The sequence below is a fragment of the Flavonifractor sp. HCP28S3_F3 genome (assembly GCF_052065355.1).
Taxonomy (GTDB): Bacteria; Bacillota; Clostridia; order Oscillospirales; family Oscillospiraceae; genus Flavonifractor.
Genome location: NZ_JBQHUF010000002.1, coordinates 143,957 through 167,104, shown reverse-complemented (window position 1 = coordinate 167,104; position 23,148 = coordinate 143,957). Strand labels below are relative to the sequence as shown.

Genomic DNA, 23,148 nt, shown 5'->3' with positions numbered 1-23,148 from the left:
AAATGAACGGGCTTCCCGCGCACATACGCCTGTGTGAGGAGTTCCGCTTTGGGTAAAGAAAAAGGCTGCACCCAAAAAGGGTGCAGCCCTCTGACCATCGGATTCCGATGGCTGTGCGCACCCCCTCTGGACCGGAGAGGATTCCTGTGCGTCATATGCAGGCAGGTATTCTGACTCAGGCATTCAGCGCGGCTCTCGCCTTCCCGGAGCTTGCTCCAGTGACATATGAGAGCCGCTCTGCCAATACAGCAACGGCATTGTGCGGGATTCTCACCCGCTTCCCTTTTCTGTGCGCCTTCAAGCGCACCTGCATACCCATATGATTTACTTTTTCTCCGGCACGCCCTGAAGGGTGGCCGGAACGAGGAGATTAGTCTGCCATCTCCTGCCAGTTGGCAGGATAGACAAAATAGGCGTACCGGGTCTTATCCGGGGTCTGGAAGTGGATGTGGCTTCCCTTGGGAATGTAGATGATGTCGCCGGGGCCGCCGGAGATCACACGACCGTCGATCTCAATCTCCAGAGTGCCGTCGATGACCATATCGTACTCGTCATAGGTCAGCGTCCACTCGAAGCTGGTGTGGTCCAGCTCCATAATGCCGCAGCCCATGCGGGGGGCCTCCTCCAGGGTGACTACGTCCTTGAGCTTGACACCCTCCTGCTCGAAGGGCTCGCACTTGACGGTGCTGGTCTTGATGCCGATGATACCGCTGGGGTCCACCTCTTTGACAAAGCCAGGACCAGCCTTGCCGGCGGCCTCCTCCAGCACCTTGCTGACGATCTCGCGAATCAGTGCTTCACTAACATTCATAATATGCTCCTGTTTCTGTTAAGCCTCAACCTTAGTGGATTCAATCTTGCCCAGCAGCTTGGGTGCCAGAGCGTTGGCAACGATCAGGGCGGTAATACCACCCACCAGCTTACCCAGGATCACGGGAGTAACCATGGACTGGTTGACACCGGCGGTGAAGCCCAGGTGGTCGCCGAACACGAAGGCAGCGGACACAGCAAAGGCCACGTTGAGCAGCTTGCCCTTGGGGTTCATATCGCCCATGATGTTGAACATGGCGATGTTATTGGCCAGGGTGGCCACCATGCCGGCGGAGCCGTTCTCGTCCATACCCAGAGCGCTGCCGATCTTCTTCAGGGCGCCGCCGAAGGTATCAGTGATGAACTTAACCATGGGGAAGGCGCCGATCAGCACGATGCCAATCTGGCCGCAGGTCAGCAGGCCGGAGTTCAGGGGGGTCAGGCCGGTCTCGGGATCAACAGTGGACATCACATCGAACAGGGGGAACATGATGCCGGTGATCTGCTGGAACACAGCAATAGCGGTAAGGGCGGTAATCACGATGGTAACGCCGGTACCAAAGACGTTGAAGCCCTTGATCATGGGGCCGGGGGCGAACCACAGACCGATGACGATCAGGCCGGCGATGATGATAACGGGGATCAGGTTGATAATGATCTGCATGAAGGACAGCTTGTACTCGGTCATGGCGCTCATGGCCAGGCCGCCCACGATGCAGCCGATGGGAATGGTGATCAGACCGGCCAGCACGCCGGCGCCCAGGAAGGAGCGGTCCTTCTTGGAGATGATGCCCAGAGCCACGGGGATAGTGAACACGATGGTGGGGCCCATCATGGTACCCAGGATCAGACCGGCAAAGTTGCCGAAGGAATCGTTGCTGGCCAGCTCCATAGCCAGGGGGTAGCCGCCCATGTCGCAGGCCAGCAGAGTGGTGGCGAACATGGAGGGGTCAGCGCCGACAGCGGTGTAGATGGGGGTGATGATAGGGCCCAGCACCTCGGCCAGCACCGGGGCGGCAGCCACGACACCGGCCATGGACAGGGCCAGGGGGCCAATGGCGTTGAAGCCTTCCTCAAACTTCTCGCCGTAGCCGAACTTGTTGCCCAGGATCTTATCCACGGCACCCACCAGCATGAAGATCATCATGATCATCATGATGACGGAGTTGATGGACAGGTTGGAGACCCATGCCTGCAAGCTCTCAGTAAATACGTTCATTTTCTTATCCTCCTCAATTCACTTTGCGTTGTGCCAACCGGCACGCCAATTCCGCGGAGTTTAGAGCAAGGACTGGAACACCTGCTTTGCCGGGCGCGGGATCACGCTGGTGCTGACCAGCAGCTCAGCGTTCTCCGAAGCGGCAGCCACAGCCGCCCGGACAGCGCCCACGTCTCCGGTGAGGGTCACATAGCCCTTGCCGCCGACAGCGTAACCGATGCGCACCTCGATGAGGGTCACATTGGCCGCCTTGGCCGCCACATCCGCGGCGGTGATGGCAGAGGCGATGGAGTAAAACTCCAGGATACCCAGAGCGCCATCCTGAGGCACCTGGGTGGTCATACTGATAGCGGGAATGAGCTGGGGATGAACATTGGGCAGCAGCAGGGTGTTGACCACACACTCACCACCCCGGCGGATGCCCTCCGCCATAGAGGCTTTCACATCGCCGGTATCTCCCGCGATCAGGATGATGTACTTTCCGGGGCAGACGGTGGAGGCGCGGATGAGGTCTACCTGCGCTGCCTTTACCATATAGTCGCAGGTCTCAATGCCTCTGGCGATGCTGGTCAGCTCCACCATGCCGATGGCCATTCTCATACCGATTCGACCTCCTTCCGGCGCAGCCAGACGCCTGCCGGTGTGATTTCTTCTACCACGCCGTCTATGGTGGCGTGGATGTTGGCGGAGAGCCCCTCCGCCGCCTGGCCCAGCAGCTCACCCTTGGACACCTGGTCGCCCACCGCCTTGACGGGGGATGCGGGCTTGCCGATATGCTGCTGCATAGGGATGCAGACCCGCTTGGGCTCCAGAGTGATGCAGGTGTGGGCATGCAGGCCGTTGTAGGATGCAAGGCCCAGGCGGGCAATCAGCCGGTCCGTGGGGGTCTTGCGCTCCTCCACAAACTCCCGGGCATGGGGTTCCATGTTCCGGGGCACCTGGATTCCCCGGCTGCGCAGCTCACCCTTCAGGTAGCTGTTCACCTTCCGGGGGGAGAGCCCCATGGGGCAGGCGAACATCTCGCATACGCCGCAGTCGCAGCAGTTGGCTGCGTCTCCGAAGGTGGCCAGATATTCCTCGTTATCCTCCACACCCTTCTCCCGCCAGAGGTTCCGCATCATCAGATGGGGACGGATCTGGTGGCCGATGAGGTAGCGGGGGCACAGGTCGGTACACATCCGGCACTGGATGCAGGCGCTCTTGGCCTGATGCCGGATGGCGTCCATGGACAGGGTAGCCCTGCGGAACAGATAGTGATCCGGGGGCAGCACGATGATGTTGCCGGTGGTCTTGGTCACCACCGCCGCCTCAATGGCGGCGGGATCGGTGAGCACCTTGCCCATCATGGGCCCGCCCACAATGAGAGCGTACTTGCCGATGGCAGGAGCCGCGGCAGCCACACACTCCGTCAGGGGGGTGCCGATGGGCACCTTGAGCATCACCGGCTCCTTCACCTCGCCTACCACAGACAGGTACTTTTCGGTGACGGGCTTATCCTCCAGGGCGTCCATGATGTTGAGCAAAGTGCCCACATTGTCCACCACACAGCCTACATCCAGGGGCAGGCCCCGTTCGGGGACCGACCGCCCGGTGACCTGCTGCACCATGGTCTGCTCGTCGCCGGCGGGATAGAAGGTCTTCATCTGGAAGATCTCCACCTCTGCGTTGAGGCGGCGGATGGCATCCTCCAGGGCGGCGATCTCCGCCTTGTACTTACCCTTCAGGGCGATGACGGTCCGTTTCGCCCCCAGATGGGCGGCCACCGCGGCGGCGGCCGCCACGATCCGGTCGGGGAACGTCCGGCACAGATATTTGTCGGTCTCAATGAGCGGCTCGCACTCCGCGGCATTCACCAGGAAGCACTCCGCCTTGGCCGACAGCTTGACATGGGTGGGGAACCCGGCGCCGCCGGCTCCCACCACACCTGCGGCTTTCACCGCTTCTGTCAGATTCATATCAGGACCATTCCTTTCACGAGCACCCTGCTCAGTCTTCTGGGAGGACGCTCTCGTCGATCTCCTGATCGTCTACGATGCCCACAACAGTGGCGTCCACAGGGATGCTCATATCCCCGGCCGCGCTCCGGGCGGAGCTGCCGCCTACCACCAGCACCGTCTCGCCCACGCCGGCACCGATGATGTCCGCCGCCACCATGGGGCAGCGATCCTTGCCGCCGGTCAGCACGTTCAGCGGCTGTACCAGCAGCAGCTTCAGTCCCGCCAGCTTTTCTTCCTTACGGGTGGCCCAGATGGTACCGATGACTTTGGCAACTTTCATTCCAATGACCATTCCTTTCCCGGTGTTTGCGGCTCAGGGAGCTGGGAACCGGACTCAGCCCAGCTCCAGCCGAATGCCCCGGTCTTTGGCGCAATCCTTGGCCAGGGCGGTCAGGATGCACTTGGCCGGCAGGCGGATGCAGGTGACTTTGTCAGCCGCAGCGTTGGACACGTCCCTCTCCGTCAGGACCCGCTTATTCAGCTCCAGCACCTTCTCTGCGCCTCCGCAGGGGGCGGGATCAGGGGCGGGAGCGGGACACTCGGGCTGCTTCGCAGCAGGGGCCGCGTCTCCGGTCAGGGCCAGCTCCAGATTGCTCTGGCTGCAGATCACCACGCCGGAGGCTGTCAGCAGGTTCAGGTGGGCCTCCAGGGCCGCGTAGTAGGGCGCGGGCGCCGTGGTGGCGTAGCGGTACAGCTCCACCTGCTCCGTCAGGACGTAGACCCGCTTGCCCATCAGGATGGCCTGAGAGGCCAGGCGGGCGTAAGGGGTATCACAGATGCCCAGAGCCAGCTTGCTCAGCACGTCGTTGGTCAGCTGGCACAGCACCACGCAGGACTGGGCGGAGAGATCCACCGTCTCCTCCGGCCGGCAGACGCAGGTGATGTTAAAACGCTCCTTCAGTGCGCAGCTGCTCAGCATCTGGCAGCAGCACTGATCTTCCGTCTGACACAGCACCAACAGGCCGGGCTTTTCGGCGGAGGGCTCACCGGCGGGATCTTCCCCGGTGACGGGGGCGTCTTCCGCCGCCGCCAGCTTGGCAGCCACCCGGGCAAGGATCTCGTCAATGAGCATGCTCTGATCCATGCTGTCCCCTCCTTTCCTGTTTTAGATTTTACAGTTCATGGCAATGCCTGCAGGCGTCACCAGGAACGGGTTGGCCGGCTTCACGGTGTGGATGCCGGTCACTTTTTCAAAGACTGCCTCAATGCCAGTCAGGCAGCAGGTGCCGCCGCACAGATAGATGGTATCCGCGTCGGTCTGGCTCACATACCGCTTGACGATGCTGGCCATCTTCTCCAGCACCGGCCGCACCACCGGCAGGATCTCCCGGTGACGGGCGTAATCCTGCTTGATGGCCTCGGCCTCAGCAAAGGGGATGTGGTAATTTCCCGCCAGCACCAGAGAGAGGTGGGTGCCGCCGGTGGGCTCGTCCTCGGTCTGCACCACCACGCCGTCCTTCAGCATGGCCAGGCCGGTGGTACCGCCGCCGATGTCCACTACCACACCGTTTTCGATCTGATAAATGGCGTTGGCGGCGGAGGGCTCATCCAGAATGTCAGTGACCTCAAACCCGGCGCCCTCCGCCACATACTGATGGGTGCGGGCGCTGGACTCGGTGCCTGCCGGCATAGCGATGGCGCAGTTCACCAGCTCGGTGCCCAGACGCTCCTCCAGCTTTGCCTTCAGCTCCCGGACAATGCGCAGCGCACCGGTGTAGTCCACCACCACGCCGTCCCGCAGGACCTGGGCCGCCTGCTTTTCACAGGCCACGGGGTTGTTCTCCTCATCCAGCACCACCAGCACGATATAGGCCGTGCCCAGGTCCACGCCGGTCTTGAGCTTCTGGCCCACCGGGCGGAAGGTCTTGGTCTCGGATTCCTCCACACGGGCGAGGTAAGCGTTTACGCGGTCCAGATCCATCATGTCGCAGGGCTCCTTCTCTGATAAAATAGGAAATTACCGGATGATCTTGCCGAGGGTGAAGCCATGTACCATGGCCGCATTGGCCTCGTCAACATCAATGTGCATTTTGCAGCTGAACTGAGTGCTCACCCGGATGATCACGTCCTTGAACACCACCGGCCGCTCCGTCATGACCGCAACGGAAACCCGCTGCTTGTCCTTCAGGTTAAAGCGGATGGAGTCGGGAGCGGTCACGTGGATGTGATTGTGGGCGATGATCACGCCCTCTTTCAGATCCAGCGTGCCGCAGGGTCCCTGGATGGTGATGGCTCCGGAGCCTTTCACGTCGCCGGACTCCCGGACGGGAGCCTCCACGCCCAGCGCCATGCAGTCGCTGCGGGAGAGCTCCACCTGGGTGGCGCTCCGGGCGGGGCCAAGTACGGCTACCCGCTCCTTGGTCCCCTTGGGGCCGATGAGGGTCACCCGCTGCTCCGCCAGGAACTGACCCGGCTGGGACAGAGGCCGCTTATGAGTCAGCGTGGCCCCAGGCCCGAAGAGCAGCTCCACGTGCTCCTGAGACAGGTGCACATGGCGGGCGGATACCTCCACCTCTACCATGCCGGCGCTGTGGACGGCGTCCATGACGGCAGATACGATCTCTTTCATGTACGGCCGTCCTCCTTACGATACATACCCGCCAGGTACATGCACATCATGATGTGCAGCGCGCTGGACAGGCGATTGAGCTCTTCCATAATGTCCGGGCGGGTGCATTTGCTGCCCGTCAGGAATGCGGTGGCAGCAGCCACCTCGGTCTCCCGGACGGCAGCCCGGAGCTGGTTGAGCAGCGCGTAGTCCCGGCCCATGGTGTAATCGGGCAGCAGCATCTGCTTGATGCCGAAGAACTTCTGGGGGTTGTGGGACCGCTCCCGCAGCTCCTGGTGGGTCAGGCCGATGATGGTCTGGCGGCAGTACGTCTCGTCCAGCACGTCACACCGCATCATCTCCCGCAGGTTGTCCAGGATGCTGCCCAGATCGTCCACCAGCTTCTGATTGCCATCGGCGGCAATGAGAGCCTGATCCAGCACCACCATGGCCTGCAGGCTGTCCAGCTTGCCGCGGAACAGGATGCGGGGGTGATTCTTGGTTACCAGCTCGTTGCCGAACAGCTGGGTCATGTGCTCCGGCTTCTCCATATAGAAGGCGCCGGTCTCATGGTCCCGATACTTGGCGGTGGGTGCCGCCGCAGCCGCCGGAGCGGCAGCGGGGGCGGGAGCCGCCGGGGCGGCCGGCTCAGCCGGTGCCGCCTCGGGGGGCTCTCCCTTTGCGATCTTGATCTTGCGCTGCTGCAGGTATTCCCGCGCGGCGGGGGTGAGGATCTTGCCCTCCGGCACATAGTAGGTCTCGGGCTGAGCGTTTCTCAATTCCAGCCGGAGGAAATCCTCGGTAATTGCTTTCAAGCGCTCCACCCCTTCCTTTGCTCGTTGGGTTCGGACTTAGGCCCGTACCTTACTTCTCCAGAGAGGGCAGGATGAACTCCACCTCGTTGTGGGGACGGGGGATCACATGGACGCTGATGAGCTCGCCAACGCGCTCAGCGGCAGCGGCACCGGCGTCGGTAGCAGCCTTGACAGCGCCCACGTCGCCGCGGACCATCACGGTCACCAGACCGCCGCCCACGTGGACCTTGCCGATCAGGGTGACGTTAGCGGCCTTCACCATAGCATCAGCCGCTTCAATAGAGGCCACGAGGCCCTTAGTCTCGATCATGCCCAGAGCCTGAGTCATAGTTGCCATATTAAACTACTCCTTTCGAATTCCGGTTCAGCCGTCCAGACGAGGCAGGATGAACTCCACTTCCTCGTGGGGACGGGGGATCACGTGGACGCTGATGAGCTCGCCCACACGCTCAGCGGCAGCAGCGCCGGCGTCGGTGGAAGCCTTAACGGCGCCCACGTCGCCCCGGACCATCACGGTCACCAGGCCGCCGCCCACATGCTCTTTACCAATCAGGGTGACATTGGCAGCCTTCACCATGGCGTCCGCCGCCTCGATGGAAGCCACGAGACCCTTGGTCTCGATCATGCCCAGTGCCTGAGTCATAGTTGCCATATTCGACCATTCCTTTCCTGGAACAATTCAGAGGGATTACAGAGCCTGAAGACGGCCGATGATCCGGCGGACGATATCGTCGATGTCGATATCCTCCAGGCTGGGAGCAGGATGGCACACGCCGTCCTTGCAGTCGGGCACGCTGGCGCGGATGTCGTCCAGCTCACGCTGGCCGAAGGCCACGTACCGCAGGTTGAGCAGGTGCATGGGACCCACGTTCTCAGAGGTGGCGGAGCCGCCCACAGCGCCGCAGCCCAGAGTCAGGGCGGGCTGGAGGCCGGTGGTGCCGCCGATGCCGCCCAGGGCGCCGGGGGTGTTCACCAGCACGCGGGAAGCGGGCACACGCTTGGCAAAGTAATCGATCACGCTGTCATCCTTGCTGTGAATGATGCAGGTGTGGCCAGCGCCCTCATAGTGCAGGATCTCGCACACCTTGTCGCACACGTCCTTGTAGTCGGTGCCGGTGAAGAAGCCCAGGATGGGACCCAGCTTCTCGTTGGAATAGGGGTGGCCGCGGCCCACGCCGGTCTCCCGGGCAACCAGGACACGGGCCGTGGGGGGCACCTTCTCCAGGCCTGCCAGGCTGGCGATGGTGGCGACGCTGCGGCCCACGATCTCGGGGTTCATGGTGCCGTTGGCTCGCAGGATGAACTTGCCCAGCTTGGCCCGCTCCTCGTCATCCAGGAAGTAGGCGCCCTGCTTCTCCATCTCGGCCCGGACGGCGGGCACCATGTCCTCGTCGCAGATGATAGACTGCTCGCTGGCGCAGATGGTGCCGTTGTCGAAGGTCTTGGAGTCCAGGATGCGCTTGACTGCCAGAGGCAGGTCGCAGCTCTTCTCCAGGTAAGCGGGGCCGTTGCCGGGGCCCACGCCGATGGCGGGGGTGCCGGAGGAATAGGCCGCACGCACCATGGCGGAACCGCCGGTGGCCAGGATCATGGCCACATCGCGGTGGCGCATGAGGTTATCAGTGGCCTCCATGGTGGGGATGGTGATGCAGGACACCAGGTCCTCGTTGCCGCCGGCCTCCGCAATGGCCTGCCGGATGACCTTGACGGTCTCCAGGATGCAGCGTAGAGCGGTGGGGTGGGGGGAGAAGACGATGGCGTTGCCTGCCTTGATGGCAATCTCCGCCTTGTAAAGGGCAGTAGAAGTGGGGTTAGTGGAGGGGATCAGACCGGCGATAACACCCACGGGCACAGCCACGGTGCGGATGCCCTTGGCGTCGTCCCGGCTGATCTCGCCGATGGTCTTCATGTTCTTGATGTGCTCGTACACGCCCTGGCTGGCGAATACGTTTTTAATTACCTTATCGTCCACGATGCCGAAGCCGGTATCCTCGTGGGCCATCTGGGCCAGCCGGCGGGCGTTGCGCACACCCGCGTCGGCAATGGCCCGGACAATGCGGTCCACCTGGGCCTGGTCCATAGTGGCCAGCTCCTGCTGGGCCACCTTGGCCGCCTCTACCAGCTCACGGACCTCCTGCATGGACAGAAGATCTTTATCGATAAGCTGCATAGCTTACTCCATTCCTTTCCGTAGGAATTACACCGGGGATGAACGTCAGCTGTTTCTGTCGTTCATAAAGGCACGGATCGCCGTCAGCAGTTCCTCACGCTTGGCGAACCGGATCTCCTTCTTGGTCATACTGGTGAGCCCGATCTGACGGGCGACGGCACGCAGCTTGACCACCGGAAGGCTCTCCAGCTCCTCGTCGGAGAAGCTGACAGGCGCCTCCTCCTCTGCGGGAGGTGCGGCCTCCGGCTCAGGCTCAGGTTCAGGTTCAGGCTCGGGTTCCGGCTCCGGCTCCGGATCGGGCTGGGGCGCAGGCCCCGGCTGCTCCGGATTGGGATCCAGTTCGCCCAGGATGCCCTCCACCTCCCCGTGGGGGCGGGGGATCACATGGACGGAAATGAGCTGACCCACCCGTTCCGCCGCCGCAGCGCCGGCGTCGGTGGCGGCCTTTACGGCCCCCACGTCGCCCCGCACCATGACGGTGACCAGGCCGCCGCCCACGTGCTCCTTGCACTGCAGGTCCACGTTGGCGGCTTTGACCATGGCGTCCGCCGCCTCAATGGCGGCCACCAGTCCCCGGGTCTCGATCATACCCAATGCCTTCATAAGTACCTCCGTTCACAGACCTTGTCAGGTCTTTTTCCGTCCGTCAGATCTTGGGCTGATCGGCCACGGACTCCACGGCGGCGGCGAAGGCGTCGCAGGCGGACTTGCAGGCGGACTGGCTGCCGGTGAGCAGAGCGCCGCCGAAGTTGGTCTCAGAAGGAGGAGCGTACAGCACGCACATCCGCACGTCGGCGGCCTTCAGAGCGGCATCAACACCGTACATAGCCTCCAGAGGAGGAGCGATCAGGTAGGCAATGGCCTCGCCCTCGGCAATGCCGCAGCCCTCGGACAGGTAAGAACCGGTGCGGGAGATGCAGTGAGCGTAGTAGCACACGCTGTCATCGTCGTTGGCGGAAACGAAGTGGCAGACATTCTCGATCATGTCCACGCAGGCTTCCAGACCGGCCTTGGCCTCGGCGGGGTTGGGAGCGGCCAGGATGCCGATGATCTCGCCGGCCAGCGCGGTGTTGGCGTTGGCAGCGCCGGCGTAGAAGCTCTTGGCGTAAACGACCTTGCAGTCGGCCTTCTTGGTGGCCTCGTCCAGAGCGGTGTAGGTGACATCATCGCAGTCGGCGGTGATGATGGCCAGGGACTTCTGGTCGGGGGTGAGGCCCAGCTCCTTTGCCATGTCGGGGGCCACATTGGGGATCAGACGGGTCGCCAGGACATGTGCGGGCAATGGATCTCTTTTCATGGTAATTTTCCTCCCTACTCCTTAAAGTTTCAGATCGGTGCCGCTGGCCTTCTTCTCAAGCATGATCTTGATGATTTCGGCGATGTGGGCGCCGGCCTCGGCGGGAATGGTGCCGGCGCGGTGGATGTTGGACACCACGGTACGGCGGGCCTCAGGCATACCGATGGTAGCCTTGTAGGCGATGTAAGCGGACATGGACTCGGCGGTGATCAGGCCGGGACGCTCGCCGATAAGGGTGCAGGTGACGTCGGCGCCGGTGATCTCGGAAACCTCGTCCATCACGCCCACGCGGCCATACTTCACAAAGAAGGGGGTGCCCACGTCGATCTTGTAGCTCTGCAGGCCCTGCATCAGAGCGGGCAGCAGGTCGCCGATGTTGGCAGCCACAGCAGCGGAGGACAGGCCGTCCGCCACGTAGATCTGCACGGTGGGGTTCTTCTTGCACTTAGCCTTAATGGTCTCCACGGCCTCGGGGCTGAGCTTGCGGCCCAGGTCGGGGCGGGTCAGGTAAGTATCCTTGCTGTCGCACTGGGTCTGCACAGTCCACAGGCCCATCTTCTCCACGAACTCAGCGTCCACGTCGTTGAACACGGCGTCCTGAGCGGCGGAGTGAGCGGCGCGGAACTCCAGCTGGGGCAGAGTGTTGTAGCGGGCGCCGGCCTTGCCGATGCCCAGGCGGCAGGGAGCGTTCATCTTCAGCTCGGCATAAGCCTCGCCGTTCTCGGGGTCCTTTACCAGATACTGCTTGCGGATGTCGATCTCGGTGATGTCGGGGATGCAGCCATCCTCCACCTGGCAGGCGGCCTCGGCGGGGGCAGCGGTCCCGCAGCAGGTCTCAGCGCCCTTGGCGCCGCCGGCGTTCATCTCAGCCAGAACCTGCTCGATGATGCTTCTTAAATCCTTCTCATTCATAGCGTGCACCTCCCTCATTTACGCAGGAACACAGAAGCGTCGCCCGCCTTGGGGGTCAGCTTGCCGTTCTCGGAGAATCCCATCTTCTCCAGCCACATGTCGAACTCGTGGATGGGACGCAGGCCAAAGACCTCGCGCAGGGCAGCAGCCTCATGATAGCCGGTGCACTGATACATCAGCATGCAGTCGTCGCCCTCGGGCACGCCCATGATGTAGTTGCAGCCAGCGGCAACCAGCAGGGTGGCCAGGTTCTCGATGTCGTTCTGGTCGGCCTTCATGTGGTTGGTGTAGCAGGCGTCGCAGCCCATGGGGATGCCGGTCAGCTTGCCCATGAAGTGGTCTTCCAGACCGGCGCGGGTAACCTGCTTGGAGTCGTACAGGTACTCGGGGCCGATGAAGCCGACGACGGTGTTGACCAGGAAGGGCTGGTAGCGCTTGGCAAAGCCATAGCAGCGGGCCTCCATGGTGACCTGGTCCCAGCCGTTGTGGGCCTCGGAGGACAGCTCGGAGCCCTGACCGGTCTCAAAGTACATGACGTTGGGGCCGGTGCAGGTACCGCGGGACAGCATGGTGGCGCGGCCCTCGTCCAGCATGGCAGCGTTCAGGCCGAAAGCCTCGTTGCCCTTCTGGGAACCGGCGATGGACTGGAACATCAGATCCAGGGGAGCGCCGAACTTGTTGGCGGCCTCAGTCTGGGTGGTCACGTGGGCCAGCACGCAGATCTGGGTGGGGATGTCCCACTTATGCTTGAACTCGTCGAACATCTTCAGGATGCGGGCCACGCTCTCCACGGAGTCGTCCACGGGGTTCAGGCCGATGACGGCGTCGCCGCAGCCCAGGGACAGGCCTTCCATAACGGAGGCGATGATGCCCTTGGGATCATCGGTGGTGTGGTTGGGCTGCAGACGGGAGGAGAAGGTGCCGGGCAGACCGATGGTGGTGTTGCAGTGGGCGGTCACGCGCATCTTCTTGGCAGCGTAGATGAGGTCCAGGTTGCTCATCAGCTTACACACGCCGGCCACGATCTCGGAAGTCAGGCCGCGGGAGGCCCGGCGGATCATGTCGGGAGTGGTCTGAGTGTCCAGCAGCCACTCACGGAACTCGGCCACCGTCATGTTCTTATACTCGTTAAAGATGGTCTCGTTGACAGAATCCTGGATGATCCGGGTGACCTCGTCCTCCTCATAGGGGACGGCGGGGCAGTTGCGCAGATCGTTCAGGGTCAGATGAGAGAGCACTACCTTGGCAGCAACCCGCTCCTCCGCGGTCTCCGCGGCGATGCCGGCCAGTCTGTCACCGGATTTTTCCTCGTTTGCCTTCGCCATGACCTCTCGAATGGACTTGAACTCATAGACGTGGCCAAACAGCTTTGTTTTTAAGATCATGCTACTTCACCTCTCAAATATCCTTGTTAGGAATTAAAGATCAAGGTCTTGATGACGACGGGCAGAACCTGCCCGCCTGCGATGGGTTCGCCGATATCGATGTAATCACCGCTGAGGGTCTTGATACCGTCGATGCAGATCACTTCCTTCTTGTGCTCCAAGAGCACGTTGAGGGCGTTGCCCAGCACCTTGCCGATATCGTTTTCCACCACCACGATCAAGGGATAGGGACCTTGAATCACCTCCTTGGCACTTTCTATTACCGCCGCCGCCAAAGCCTGAACATCTGCAAAGCTGGTGCGCTTTTCTCCAGTAAAAGCAATGGCGATCTGTTCCGCCTTCCCCTCAGGCGTGAACAGGGGCATCTGTTGTATGATAGAGGATTTCAGCGTCTCCAGCGACGCCTCGTCCTCCGGCGATACCTTCAGAATGGGGATATTTTTGATGGGCAGCTTGTCCCGCTCGTAGCGGATGGTGCTGCCGCTGACCTCGGTGGTGTGGGTCCCCGCTCCCACCACGGTAGCCCGGATGGTCTCCACCGCCTGGCAGAGCTCTACCCGGTTCAGGTCAGGATCGGCCCGAATGGCCTTTCCCAGCAGGACGCCCACATCTCCGAAGCGGAAGACGTCGTCCTCCATCTTCTGATAGATGCAGTCGGCCACGCCGCCGGAGTAGGTCACTGCCTGTACCCGGGGCTGGTCCGGAAGGGCTCTGCCGTCGTTGGTATACATACCGGCGTGGTGGCCGTCGGCCTGCGTCAGATGCAGAGCCTGGGCCAGCTGGGCCGCCATCAGGCGGCACACACCGTATAGCTGCTCGGGATAAGCTCTGTCGCCCACCTGGATCTCGATGCCGTGGGCCTTGGCCAGAGCTTGGGTCTTGGGATAGATGTAGGAGATCCGGCCGTTCTCCACCTTGATGAGGCGGCCGCCCACGTCCAGGCAGCAGGTGCCCCGCAGGGTGCCCTTCTCATACAGGGCGATGTTGGTGGTACCGCCGCCGATGTCCAGATTGGCCACCGTAATGCGCTGGTCGTGGGACAGCACGTCGGCTCCTGCGCCCCGGCCGGAGAGCACCGACTCCAGGTCGGGTCCGGCAGTGGCTACGACAAAGTCACCCGCCAGATCGGACAGGGCGGAGAGCACCTCATTGGCGTTCTCCTTCCGGGCGGTCTCGCCGGTGATGATCACCGCGCCGGTCTTTAGCTCCTCCGGCTTGATCCCGGCCGCCCGGTACTCCTCCCGCACAATCTGTTTCACTGCCTCGGCGTCGATCTCTGTGGCCGAACGCAGGGGCGTGAAATAGATCTTGCTGCGGTAGATGACCTCTTTGTCCACAATGTTGATCCGGGGCACCGTGTAACTGCTGGCCTGGTTTTCAATGGTCAGACGGCTGAAGATCAGCTGCGTGGTGGAGGTACCGATGTCGATGCCTACACTGAGTATGACTTCGTGCAAGAAATTCACCCGCTCTCATTTTACCATAAAATGTAAAACAGCCCGGACGCAGAGAAATCCTCTCTGCTTCCGGGCTGCATCGCTCAGAATTCCGGGACATGATTACGTCACCACGTCCGCCTCGATCATTTGATTTTTAAAATCAAAGGTTGCGCAGGTACCCCAGCCGCCCGATTCAATGGTCAGCTTGCCCCGCAGCTTGTCCTTTACCAGGGTCTGGACAATGGACAGGCCCAGCCGGTTGCGCTCGGTGCTGTGGACATCAAAGCCGCTGCCGTTGTCGCAGACCTGGATGCTGGAATAGAGCTCTCCCTTTTTCACGGTGATCGTGATGAGACCGGTGTTCCGGTCCGTAAAGGCATATTTCAGGGAGTTTTGCAGCAGCTCGTTGATGATGATAGCCACTGAGGTAGCCACGTCCGAGTCCACCTGGAAGTCGTCCCCCTCCACCGTGATGGTCACCAGGCAGTGGGGATTGGAAAAATACCGCATGGTATTGTTTTTGATGTTGTTGATGACCTCACCGATCATCACCTCGTCCACGCCGCCCTGGGCCAGCAGCTCATGGGTACTGGCAATGGAGAGGATGCGGTTCATGCTCTCTCCCAGGACCTGACGGGTCTCCTCGCTGTCGGTGCGGCGCATTTGCAGCCGCAGCAGACTGGCGATGGTCTGGAGGTTGTTCTTCACCCGGTGGTGGATCTCCTTGATGGCCACCGACTTGAGAATCAGTGCCTTTTCCTGCTCCCGCCGCCAGGTCTCGTCCCGGATGATGAGGGCGAAAGCCATGCCCGGGGCGTTGAGCTGGACCTGCTTGATGTTCAGCACATGCCGGCCCACGGTGGTCTCCACGAAGGAGTAGCCCGACACCTCTTCCGGCGGCTCCTCCTGGTCGATGAGCCGGATGTTCTCATAGGTCTGGCCCAGCAGATCCTCCACATAGCCCAGCTTCTGGTAGAGATCCCGGGCCAGAGAGTTGCAGAAGGTGACCACACCGCTGCTATCCACCATGACCAGGGCCTCGTCTATACATTCCGTCAGCCAGTTGTTTTCCGACACCATGCGGGTCAGCACACTGGCGATGTTCTCATAGCTCTTTTCAGAAAAGTGGATGCGTTCGCTGACCAGATGCTGCTCGTCCACCCGCTTCTCACGGATCAGTACACCGATGATCCGGTTGCCGTGGCGGATGGGCTCCACCGACTGGATGGTGCAGCCGTTTTCCTGGGTGGTAGCCTTCATCTGTTTGGTGCCTACACCCAGGCGGAAGGTGCGGGCTACCGCTGGCTCATTCTCCGCTTTGGCCAGCAGCCCTACCACCGTGTTCTTATAGGACGAGGGCACATCCTCCGGCTTGGCCTCCGCCACCACGATGGCGTCGCCGTCCCGCCGGGGGCAGTCAATGAAAATATCCGCGTCTTCCAGGTTCGCCAGGGGCTGCAGAATCGCCGAGGTATGCTCGATGACCCGGATCTCCTCGTCAGAGAGGTCGGTATGCTTTCTGCACAGCTCCCAAATGGTATCCATGCCGATCACCCGCCGTTTTTGACCAGTATGATCTCCGCTACTCTCCGCATGGAGAGGTGCTTGTCCAGGCTGAGCTTTCGTATGTAATCATAGGCCTCCTGCTCGGTCATCGACTGCTCCTGCATGATGACGCCCTTGGCCTTTTCGATCACGCTCCGGCTCTCCAGACGTTCGGAGACCTTCGCCATGTCCTTACGCAGCCGTTTGAGCTCCCGGCTGCGGGCCACCGCCAGCTCGATGCTGGGCACCAGGGACTTTTCGTCGATGGGCTTGACCAGATATCCGCTGACACCGTAGCCCTTGGCCTGCTCCACAAACTCCCGCTCGCTGTACGCAGTGAGCATGATGATGGTATCGGCCAATTCTTCCTCATATATGATCTTTGCCGCTGAGATACCGTCCAAAAAGGGCATTTTAATGTCCAAAATCACCAGATCCGGATGATACAGCTTGCATTGCTCCACCGCATCAAATCCGTCCGAGACCTCCGAGAGCACGGTATAGCCGCCCTCGGACAGCAGTTCTTTAAGGTCCATTCTGCTGATCGGCTCGTCGTCGGCGATGACGACGGAAATTCCATCCTTTTCCATGTGAGCACCCTTCCTGTCTTATTGGAAGCCCAACCGCTGAACCAGATCATCCACTCCCTCGCCGGTTACGCTGCTGATCGTATAGATCTCCTCAGCACCGGCAATGTTCAGATATTTTTGCGCCCGTGCAAGCTGCTCCTGCGTGGCAAGATCCGCTTTTGTGACGACGCCGACGCAGGGCTTGGCAAATGTACTGCTGTATGCAGGGGGGAACATGCTCCCCGGCTCGGTGGCATCCTGCACCAGCACAATGATGTCCGCGTCGGCGGCGGTGACCATCAGGGCACCCCGAAAATACCGCCGCTCCAGGTATTCACCCGGCGTATCGATCATTGTTTCATTCCGTATCTGCACGGTTTGGGTCTTATGATACTTGAGCTCCTCCTTGGCGATCCGTTGGCACAGGGTGGTTTTTCCCGCCGTAGACCGGCCAATGAGGATAATGCGGGGACTCCGATTCTCTTTCATGGGCTACGTTTTGGTGATGGGCGCGGAAGCAAAGCCCATCATACCACAGAGCGTGTTCATGACCTCCGTCAGGGCGGCCTGAACAGCCGCCACATCTCCCGTGATGACCAGCGACCCGTTGAAGCGATCCACAAATCCGATCTTCACGTCCGCCGCCTTGGTGGCCACGTCGGCCGCAATCATAGCCGCCTCACTGGGGGTAATGGTAAAAATCCCAATAGCCCCGCCGCAGTCGATCAGGCCCAGCTTGGCATAGAGATCCTCCACCGGATTGGCGATCACATGTGCCAGCGTGACCTGTTTGCCAGGTACAAATTCCTGTATGATGCGCTGTTTTTCATCCAGCTCGATCAACAAAACACCCTCCTTACTGCCCGAGGCCTTGATTCTGCGCAAGGGATCGTACAGGGCAAGCTCTCAGTATGCCGGCGTATTCCATAACGCTTTAGGCAAAAATGCGACCCATAAAAGCATAAAAAAGCCCCTAGAATTTCTTGAATCGGTCATCCGTCATTCTTGAAATTCCAGGAGCTGCATCGCTCTGGGCGCAGTGTGTATCAGATACTAACGGCGCATCCGATACTTGCTTGGCTGAGAGTTTCCGCCAATTTATCCCTTACTTTTTTGGTTATTTTACCAGAAAAGACCCCGCATGTCAATGGCAAATCAAGCGATATCACAATCTGCGTCTGAGCGCAAATTCCTTAGGGCAGCTTGCCCGTGTACGCCTTCCGGTACAGCTGAGCTACTTCCTCCACGGTGCAGGCTCTGGGGTTGGTGGCGGTGCAGCGGTCAGCCACAGCGGCCTGGGCCATTTCGTCCAACGCCGCCTCAAACTCGGCGGCGCTCACACCGGCGGCCTGGATGGTGGAGGGCACGTTCAGCTTTTCCACATACCGCCGGGCGGTGCGGATGAGGTTGAGGGCGCTCTGACGGACGCTGCTGCTCTCCAGGCCCAGCAGACGAGAGATCTGGGCGTACCGCTTGGCGGTGGGGGTCAGCGTCTCAGAGCAGCCGGCGTTGAAGCTCATTACGTAGGGCAGCAGGATGCCGTTGGCCCGTCCGTGAGGAATGTGGAACCGGGCGCCCAGTGCGTGGGCCATGCCGTGGTTCAGACCCAGTCCGGCGTTGGAGAAGGCCACGCCGGCCAGACAGGAGGCGTTGTGCATTCCCTGGCGGGCCTTCAGGTCGTCGGGGTGCTGATAGGCGTTAAGCAGGTGGCGGCGCACCAGCTTGATGGACTTCTCCGCCGCCGCATCGGTAAAGTCGTTGGCAGCGGTGCACACAAAGGCCTCTACTGCGTGGGTAAACACGTCCAGACCGGTGTCCGCCGTGACCACAGGGGGTACGCTGGCGGTGAGCCGGGCATCCAGAATGGCCACATCGGGCAGCAGGCTATCGTCGATCAGGGGATATTTGACCTCTTTCTCCCGGTCAGTGATAACAGCGAAACGACTCACCTCAGAGCCGGTGCCGCTGGTGGTGGGGATGGCCACAAAGAGGCAGTCCCGCATATCCTGAGTTTTGGCGGCAAAATACACGATAGCCTTGGCCGCGTCGATGGCGGAGCCGCCGCCGAAGGCCAACACACAGTCGGGCTTAAATTCCTGGATGATGCTGACGCCCTTGGTGACAGTAGCCACGTCGGGGTCGGCCTGCACGTCGCTGAAGACCTGCCACTGGGCCCCCACCTGATCCAGCGCGTCGGTCACATAGCTGACCCGGCCGCTCTCCGCCATAAAGCGGTCGGTGACCACAAAGCCGCGATGGATCTGGCGGGCCAGATCGTCCAACGCGTTGCCGGTCATGATCTTGGTCCTGACGCTGAATTGTTCCATAGTCCCGCTCCTTTCCAAAAAAACATAAGGCAGCACCCTGAACTTCCGTCCAGGATGCTGCCTCGCATCCGATCCTAACGGGGCGCTTCATCGCGCACCCAAGCGCTTATAGCTTAACGTGTCACCCCGTCCCTGTCAAGTTTTTTATACACAGCCCCCGGAAAAAGCGATTGACATTTTTACCGCCGGCTGACATAATGACTTCGTCAAAGCAGGTGCGCTGACATGCGGAGGTTCCCCCCTCCGCCCGCCCCGCCGCCCAGAAAACGGCGGGTACAAAGAAAGGAATCAACAAAATATGGATGTCAGATTCGTTCTCCCCTCCGAGGTGGAGCAGCTGGCCAGGAACGTGGTGACCTCGTTCCCGTCCAAGACGCCGGCGGCGCTGCTGGAGAATATGGAAGGCGAACTGTACCGTCCGGACGAGGGACGTTACCTCGGCTGTTTTGATGACGGCGGAACCCTGCTGGGTTCTGTCCTGATGATGGATTTCACCCTCAACGTCAGAGGCGTGATGATGCCCATGGGCGCTGCGGCCTATGTCTCCGCAAACTTTCTCCACAAGAAAGAGCGGGTGGCCTGTACGCTGCTCAAGGTGCTGATGCGGTACTATGCCAAGCTGGGCACGCCGATCGGCTGCCTGCACCCCTTCAATCCCGCCTTTTACCGCAGCATGGGCTATGGCTACGGCAATGAGTATATTCTCTACCAGCCCAAGCCCTGCTACATCCGTTCCTTTGGGGACAAGTCCGGCCTGTCCTATGCCACTGAGGCCGACCGCCCCGAGGTGCTGGAGTTCTATCGGCGCTGGGCAGAAAAGACCCACGGCGCCACGATCCATCACTTTATGGATCCCCACCGGATCTTCGACGCCCCCTATGTGGTGGTGTGCCGCCGGGAGGGGAAGATCACCGGTTACCTCACCTTCTCCTTCGTGGAGGTGGACCATTACACTGACATGTACCACGATCTGATGGTGCATGAGATGATCTATGAGGACATGGACACTCTGAAGCAGTTCATGACCTTCTTCGCCTCCCAGGTGGATCAGATCGAGCGGGTGCGCATCCTGTCCACAGACGAGCGTCTGCACATGATGTTCACCAATCCCGACACCGGAGAAAATCGCGCCCATGACGGCTGCATCCACGAGATCGGCCGGCGCACCATGGGCTACATGACCCGCATTTTCGACGTGGCCGGCTACTTCCGGATGCAGAACCACTGCTGCCGTCCGGTGAGCCGCCCCTTCGTGCTGGCGCTTCAGGTGGAGGATGATTTCCTGCCCGACAACAACCGCACCTTCCTGCTGAAAATCGCCGACTCCCAGGTCTCCGTTGTTGAGCATGCTCAGCCTAACGTGGCCCTGTCCATCGGCATTTCCGCCCTCTCCTCCATGGTGATGGGCGCCTATTCTCTGCAGGACGCGGTAGTTTACGGTCTGGCCGAGCTGTCTGACCCTGCGTTTATGGAGGACGTCCAAAACGCCATCGGCTGGGACAAAAAACCGGTCAATCTCACATATTTTTAATTTATTTTGAAAAAAACAGGCGGGCGCTGCCAAGCAGCGCCCGCCTGTTTTTTGTCTTATTCTGTCTGAAACCACTCCCGGATCAGGCGGCAGAACATCTGCTCAGCCTCGTTGAGGATCCAGTGCTTGCGGCGCACCAGCAGGTTGAGCCGGTAGAGCTTGGGCTCCAGTGAATAGCAGGCCACCGGCCCGCCCTCTCTTGTGCAGGATTCTCCCAGGAAGGTCACGCCGCTGCCGTTGGACACCATGATCTGGGTGGCTACGATGCTGTTGGTCTCGCACATGGCGCTGGGCTCGAAGTGGTACTTTTCAAATAGCTGATCAGCCAGCACCCGAAGGGTGGAGCCCTTTCGGGACAGCAGGAAGTTCTCGTCCCCGAATCGTTTGACAAATTCCTCCTGCCGGATGGGGCCATCCGGATTCTCCCGGGTGTAGGGGTGGTCGGTAGGCAGGGCGAAGAGCACCTCCTCCTTCCGCAGCACGTCGGCATACGCCTCGTCAAAGGGTTTTACGGTATTGGCCGCCATCAGGCCCAGATCGATGTTCTCCTCCAGCAGCATTTTGGTCAGGGCGGGAAGGCTCTGCTCCGTGATCTCCACCCGCCAGTCGGGGTAAAACGCCTTGAACCTGGGTACGATCTCCGTCAGTGCCAGCAGGGCAAACTGGGAGGTGCAGCCGATGGTAATATGCCCCTTATTGTCCAGGCTGGCAATGTCCTTGTACAGCTGCTCCTTGATCTGGATGACCCGCTGGGCCGCCTCGGTATAAAGCTGCCCGGCCGGAGTGAGCACCAGTTCGCCCCGGGCGCGGAAGAACAACGGCGTGCCCAATTCCTGCTCCAGCTTGGTCAGATACTGGCTGAGGGAGGACTGAGAAACGAACAATTCCTCCGCGGCCTTGGTCATATTCTTCTTCCGGGCAATGGTGAGAATATAGGTCAGATACCTGGTATCCACTGGCGCACTCCTTTCAGCATTTCGTCATTTGGCCCAAAAAAGGCAGCGATAAGCATTCCCGATTGTGTAAATCACAATTGCGAATTGGTCAAAATCCGATCCATTGATTATAATCATTTTACCAAAGCAACAGAGGAAAGGGAAGAGATTTTCTTGCTGTTTCACCATAAGGCCGGAAACGGCGGAATTTCTTCCTCCCACAAAACCCGCCGCGGCGCGGGTTTTGGACAAGCATGGACGGAGGAGATCATATGGAAAAAGGAACCCCTGTCGTAACGGAAATGAAGGTCATTCCAGTTGCGGGTCGGGACAGCATGCTGATGACCCTGAGCGGCGCTCACGCTCCCTTCTTTACCCGGAACCTGGTGATCCTGAAGGACAGCGCAGGCCACACCGGTATCGGTGAAATCCACGGCGGTGACTACACCTGCGCAGCCCTGGAGAGCTGCATTCCCCTGGTAGAGGGCAAGCCCATCGGTACATACCGCAGCATCCTGGATTCCATCCACAAGGCCAGCACCCGCGCCCCGGAGGATGACGGCGAAGGCATCCAAACCCTGGACATCAGCAAGCTCAAGTTTGTGGTCAAGGCAGAGTGGGCCATCGAGTGTGCGCTGCTGGACCTGCTGGGCCAGTACATGGATCTGCCCATGTGCCAGCTGCTGGGCAACGGCAAGCAGCGGGACAAGGTGGAGACCCTGGGCTATCTGTTCTACGTCAGTGACAAGAGTAAGGCCGAGGCTCTCCCCTATCTGGACGAAAGCGACAGCAGCGATCCCTGGTTCCGGCTCCGCCGGCAGGAGATGCTCACCCCGGAGCGCATCGTGGAGCAGGCGCAGGTGCTCCATGAAAAGTACGGCTTCCGCAACTTCAAGCTCAAGGGCGGCGTGCTGCCCGGCGCGGAGGAGCTGGAATCCATCCAGGCTCTCAAAAAGGCCTTCCCCAACGGCCGGATCAACATCGATCCCAACGGCGCATGGGGCCTGGAAGAGGCCATCCGGATCTGCAAGCCCATGGAGGGTATCCTCACTTACGTGGAGGATCCCTGCGGCCCGGAGGCAGGCTACTCCAGCCGTGAAATCATGGCAGAGTTCAAAAACGCGGTGAATCTGCCGGTGGCTACCAACATGATCGCCACCGACTGGCGGCAGTTCTACCACGCCGCGGCTCAGAAATCGGTGGATATCGTGCTGGCCGACCCTCACTTCTGGGGCTTTGACGGCAGCGTTCGGATGGCTCAGCTCCTCAATGACTGGGGCCTGACCTGGGGCAGTCACTCCAACAACCACTTCGACATCACCCTGACTGCCTTTGCCCACGTGGCTGCCGCCGCACCCGGCACGCCCACCGCGCTGGACACCCACTGGATCTGGCAGGACGGACAGAACCTGCTGAAGGATACCCCCCAGATCAAGGACGGGTACCTGGAGGTGCCGGATAAGCCCGGTATGGGCGTGACCATCGACATGGAGAAGGTAGCCGAGGCCAACGCGCTCTATCAGAAACTGCCCAGCCATGACCGGGACGACGCCATGGCCATGCAGTACCTGATCCCCAACTGGAAATACGATTCCAAAAAACCCTGCCTGGTCCGCTGAGTCCCGGAGACGGATCGGTCAACGAAAGAG

The 23,148-nt window shown here is 60.8% G+C and carries 24 protein-coding genes, 1 pseudogene and 1 riboswitch; of the genes and pseudogenes, 2 read left to right on the top strand and 23 right to left on the bottom strand.

The genetic code is table 11. The features are described 5' to 3' along the window. Positions 1 to 143: 143 nt before the first annotated feature. A riboswitch (cobalamin riboswitch) is annotated at positions 144 to 326 on the bottom strand. 44 nt (positions 327 to 370) lie between these two features. The 22 genes and pseudogenes from ACTNB1_RS03390 to ACTNB1_RS03285 all read right to left on the bottom strand — a co-directional run bounded on the left by ACTNB1_RS03390 (position 371) and on the right by ACTNB1_RS03285 (position 19,033). Next, positions 371 to 811 (bottom strand): cupin domain-containing protein, encoded by a 441-nt coding sequence (locus tag ACTNB1_RS03390; protein WP_441167871.1) that lies wholly within the window; start codon positions 809 to 811, stop codon positions 371 to 373. Between the two features lie 18 nt (positions 812 to 829). Continuing rightward, the gene (locus ACTNB1_RS03385) at positions 830 to 2,029 is read right to left on the bottom strand and encodes an ethanolamine utilization protein EutH (RefSeq protein ID WP_441167870.1); all 1,200 of its coding nucleotides are present in this window, start codon (positions 2,027 to 2,029) and stop codon (positions 830 to 832) included. A 60-nt stretch (positions 2,030 to 2,089) separates the two neighbouring features. Further along, positions 2,090 to 2,629 carry a BMC domain-containing protein gene (locus ACTNB1_RS03380; RefSeq protein WP_441167869.1) on the bottom strand — a complete coding sequence of 180 codons (540 nt, stop codon included), beginning with the start codon at positions 2,627 to 2,629 and terminating at the stop codon, positions 2,090 to 2,092. Further along, on the bottom strand, positions 2,626 to 3,984 hold the full coding sequence (locus tag ACTNB1_RS03375; RefSeq protein WP_441167868.1) for a 4Fe-4S dicluster domain-containing protein: 1,359 nt from the start codon (positions 3,982 to 3,984) through the stop codon (positions 2,626 to 2,628). Before ACTNB1_RS03375 ends, ACTNB1_RS03380 begins: the two co-directional genes overlap by 4 nt. 31 nt (positions 3,985 to 4,015) lie before the next feature. Further along, complete coding sequence (locus ACTNB1_RS03370) at positions 4,016 to 4,306, bottom strand: EutN/CcmL family microcompartment protein (protein WP_441167867.1); 291 nt, start codon at positions 4,304 to 4,306, stop codon at positions 4,016 to 4,018. Positions 4,307 to 4,360: 54 nt separating this feature from the next. After that, positions 4,361 to 5,110, bottom strand: coding sequence for a hypothetical protein (locus tag ACTNB1_RS03365; RefSeq protein ID WP_441167866.1), 750 nt, complete (start codon positions 5,108 to 5,110; stop codon positions 4,361 to 4,363). A gap of 21 nt (positions 5,111 to 5,131) precedes the next feature. Then, complete coding sequence (gene eutJ, locus ACTNB1_RS03360) at positions 5,132 to 5,950, bottom strand: ethanolamine utilization protein EutJ (RefSeq protein WP_441167865.1); 819 nt, start codon at positions 5,948 to 5,950, stop codon at positions 5,132 to 5,134. Between the two features lie 33 nt (positions 5,951 to 5,983). After that, positions 5,984 to 6,595 (bottom strand): phosphate propanoyltransferase, encoded by a 612-nt coding sequence (gene pduL / locus ACTNB1_RS03355; protein WP_441167864.1) that lies wholly within the window; start codon positions 6,593 to 6,595, stop codon positions 5,984 to 5,986. Continuing rightward, on the bottom strand, positions 6,592 to 7,398 hold the full coding sequence (locus ACTNB1_RS03350) for an ATP-binding protein (protein WP_441167863.1): 807 nt from the start codon (positions 7,396 to 7,398) through the stop codon (positions 6,592 to 6,594). Before ACTNB1_RS03350 ends, pduL begins: the two co-directional genes overlap by 4 nt. 40 nt (positions 7,399 to 7,438) lie before the next feature. Further along, the gene (gene eutM, locus ACTNB1_RS03345) at positions 7,439 to 7,726 is read right to left on the bottom strand and encodes an ethanolamine utilization microcompartment protein EutM (protein ID WP_297209661.1); all 288 of its coding nucleotides are present in this window, start codon (positions 7,724 to 7,726) and stop codon (positions 7,439 to 7,441) included. A gap of 27 nt (positions 7,727 to 7,753) precedes the next feature. Further along, positions 7,754 to 8,041: a BMC domain-containing protein gene (locus ACTNB1_RS03340; protein ID WP_441167862.1), complete on the bottom strand. Its 288-nt coding sequence runs from the start codon at positions 8,039 to 8,041 to the stop codon at positions 7,754 to 7,756. 36 nt (positions 8,042 to 8,077) lie between these two features. Continuing rightward, positions 8,078 to 9,559, bottom strand: a complete 1,482-nt coding sequence (locus tag ACTNB1_RS03335) for an acetaldehyde dehydrogenase (acetylating) (RefSeq protein ID WP_441167861.1) — start codon at positions 9,557 to 9,559, stop codon at positions 8,078 to 8,080. 345 nt (positions 9,560 to 9,904) lie between these two features. Continuing rightward, positions 9,905 to 10,162 (bottom strand): annotated as a pseudogene (locus ACTNB1_RS03330) (BMC domain-containing protein); the annotation flags it as partial. 43 nt (positions 10,163 to 10,205) lie between these two features. Continuing rightward, positions 10,206 to 10,856 carry an ethanolamine utilization microcompartment protein EutL gene (gene eutL, locus ACTNB1_RS03325; RefSeq protein ID WP_441167860.1) on the bottom strand — a complete coding sequence of 217 codons (651 nt, stop codon included), beginning with the start codon at positions 10,854 to 10,856 and terminating at the stop codon, positions 10,206 to 10,208. A gap of 21 nt (positions 10,857 to 10,877) precedes the next feature. Then, entirely contained in the window at positions 10,878 to 11,768 is an 891-nt protein-coding gene (gene eutC / locus ACTNB1_RS03320) for an ethanolamine ammonia-lyase subunit EutC (RefSeq protein WP_441167859.1), read from the bottom strand. A gap of 14 nt (positions 11,769 to 11,782) precedes the next feature. After that, positions 11,783 to 13,153: an ethanolamine ammonia-lyase subunit EutB gene (locus tag ACTNB1_RS03315; protein ID WP_441167858.1), complete on the bottom strand. Its 1,371-nt coding sequence runs from the start codon at positions 13,151 to 13,153 to the stop codon at positions 11,783 to 11,785. A gap of 26 nt (positions 13,154 to 13,179) precedes the next feature. Further along, complete coding sequence (gene eutA, locus ACTNB1_RS03310; protein ID WP_441167857.1) at positions 13,180 to 14,610, bottom strand: ethanolamine ammonia-lyase reactivating factor EutA; 1,431 nt, start codon at positions 14,608 to 14,610, stop codon at positions 13,180 to 13,182. Positions 14,611 to 14,712: 102 nt separating this feature from the next. After that, positions 14,713 to 16,137, bottom strand: coding sequence for a sensor histidine kinase (locus ACTNB1_RS03305; protein WP_441167856.1), 1,425 nt, complete (start codon positions 16,135 to 16,137; stop codon positions 14,713 to 14,715). 5 nt (positions 16,138 to 16,142) lie between these two features. After that, complete coding sequence (locus tag ACTNB1_RS03300; protein WP_441167855.1) at positions 16,143 to 16,727, bottom strand: ANTAR domain-containing response regulator; 585 nt, start codon at positions 16,725 to 16,727, stop codon at positions 16,143 to 16,145. Positions 16,728 to 16,745: 18 nt separating this feature from the next. Then, the gene (locus ACTNB1_RS03295; protein ID WP_441167854.1) at positions 16,746 to 17,195 is read right to left on the bottom strand and encodes a EutP/PduV family microcompartment system protein; all 450 of its coding nucleotides are present in this window, start codon (positions 17,193 to 17,195) and stop codon (positions 16,746 to 16,748) included. Between the two features lie 3 nt (positions 17,196 to 17,198). Next, positions 17,199 to 17,549 (bottom strand): ethanolamine utilization microcompartment protein EutS, encoded by a 351-nt coding sequence (eutS, locus tag ACTNB1_RS03290; protein WP_441167853.1) that lies wholly within the window; start codon positions 17,547 to 17,549, stop codon positions 17,199 to 17,201. 350 nt (positions 17,550 to 17,899) lie between these two features. Continuing rightward, complete coding sequence (locus ACTNB1_RS03285; RefSeq protein WP_441167852.1) at positions 17,900 to 19,033, bottom strand: 1-propanol dehydrogenase PduQ; 1,134 nt, start codon at positions 19,031 to 19,033, stop codon at positions 17,900 to 17,902. A gap of 298 nt (positions 19,034 to 19,331) precedes the next feature. Between ACTNB1_RS03285 and ACTNB1_RS03280 the strand changes: the two genes are divergently transcribed. After that, positions 19,332 to 20,564 (top strand): GNAT family N-acetyltransferase, encoded by a 1,233-nt coding sequence (locus ACTNB1_RS03280; protein WP_441167851.1) that lies wholly within the window; start codon positions 19,332 to 19,334, stop codon positions 20,562 to 20,564. 56 nt (positions 20,565 to 20,620) lie between these two features. Here ACTNB1_RS03280 and ACTNB1_RS03275 read toward each other — a convergent pair whose 3' ends face one another. Continuing rightward, entirely contained in the window at positions 20,621 to 21,520 is a 900-nt protein-coding gene (locus tag ACTNB1_RS03275) for a LysR family transcriptional regulator (RefSeq protein WP_441167850.1), read from the bottom strand. 251 nt (positions 21,521 to 21,771) lie between these two features. Here ACTNB1_RS03275 and ACTNB1_RS03270 point away from each other — a divergent pair, with 251 nt between their 5' ends. After that, complete coding sequence (locus ACTNB1_RS03270) at positions 21,772 to 23,118, top strand: enolase C-terminal domain-like protein (protein ID WP_441167849.1); 1,347 nt, start codon at positions 21,772 to 21,774, stop codon at positions 23,116 to 23,118. The last annotated feature ends 30 nt before the right edge of the window (positions 23,119 to 23,148 follow it).

Excerpts from the sequence above, each read along its gene's own strand:
- ACTNB1_RS03340 (WP_441167862.1), bottom strand. The coding sequence starts at position 8,041 with ATGGCAACTATGACTCAGGCACTGGGCATGATCGAGACCAAGGGTCTC.
- ACTNB1_RS03285 (WP_441167852.1), bottom strand. The coding sequence starts at position 19,033 with ATGGAACAATTCAGCGTCAGGACCAAGATCATGACCGGCAACGCGTTG.
- eutJ (WP_441167865.1), bottom strand. The coding sequence starts at position 5,950 with ATGATGGATCTGGACCGCGTAAACGCTTACCTCGCCCGTGTGGAGGAA.
- ACTNB1_RS03280 (WP_441167851.1), top strand. The coding sequence starts at position 19,332 with ATGGATGTCAGATTCGTTCTCCCCTCCGAGGTGGAGCAGCTGGCCAGG.
- pduL (WP_441167864.1), bottom strand. The coding sequence starts at position 6,595 with ATGAAAGAGATCGTATCTGCCGTCATGGACGCCGTCCACAGCGCCGGC.
- ACTNB1_RS03270 (WP_441167849.1), top strand. The coding sequence starts at position 21,772 with ATGGAAAAAGGAACCCCTGTCGTAACGGAAATGAAGGTCATTCCAGTT.
- ACTNB1_RS03295 (WP_441167854.1), bottom strand. The coding sequence starts at position 17,195 with ATGAAAGAGAATCGGAGTCCCCGCATTATCCTCATTGGCCGGTCTACG.
- eutM (WP_297209661.1), bottom strand. The coding sequence starts at position 7,726 with ATGGCAACTATGACTCAGGCTCTGGGCATGATCGAGACTAAGGGCCTC.
- ACTNB1_RS03305 (WP_441167856.1), bottom strand. The coding sequence starts at position 16,137 with ATGGATACCATTTGGGAGCTGTGCAGAAAGCATACCGACCTCTCTGAC.
- ACTNB1_RS03365 (WP_441167866.1), bottom strand. The coding sequence starts at position 5,110 with ATGGATCAGAGCATGCTCATTGACGAGATCCTTGCCCGGGTGGCTGCC.
- ACTNB1_RS03370 (WP_441167867.1), bottom strand. The coding sequence starts at position 4,306 with ATGAAAGTTGCCAAAGTCATCGGTACCATCTGGGCCACCCGTAAGGAA.
- ACTNB1_RS03390 (WP_441167871.1), bottom strand. The coding sequence starts at position 811 with ATGAATGTTAGTGAAGCACTGATTCGCGAGATCGTCAGCAAGGTGCTG.
- eutC (WP_441167859.1), bottom strand. The coding sequence starts at position 11,768 with ATGAATGAGAAGGATTTAAGAAGCATCATCGAGCAGGTTCTGGCTGAG.
- ACTNB1_RS03380 (WP_441167869.1), bottom strand. The coding sequence starts at position 2,629 with ATGAGAATGGCCATCGGCATGGTGGAGCTGACCAGCATCGCCAGAGGC.
- ACTNB1_RS03375 (WP_441167868.1), bottom strand. The coding sequence starts at position 3,984 with ATGAATCTGACAGAAGCGGTGAAAGCCGCAGGTGTGGTGGGAGCCGGC.
- ACTNB1_RS03385 (WP_441167870.1), bottom strand. The coding sequence starts at position 2,029 with ATGAACGTATTTACTGAGAGCTTGCAGGCATGGGTCTCCAACCTGTCC.
- ACTNB1_RS03335 (WP_441167861.1), bottom strand. The coding sequence starts at position 9,559 with ATGCAGCTTATCGATAAAGATCTTCTGTCCATGCAGGAGGTCCGTGAG.
- eutL (WP_441167860.1), bottom strand. The coding sequence starts at position 10,856 with ATGAAAAGAGATCCATTGCCCGCACATGTCCTGGCGACCCGTCTGATC.
- ACTNB1_RS03300 (WP_441167855.1), bottom strand. The coding sequence starts at position 16,727 with ATGGAAAAGGATGGAATTTCCGTCGTCATCGCCGACGACGAGCCGATC.
- ACTNB1_RS03315 (WP_441167858.1), bottom strand. The coding sequence starts at position 13,153 with ATGATCTTAAAAACAAAGCTGTTTGGCCACGTCTATGAGTTCAAGTCC.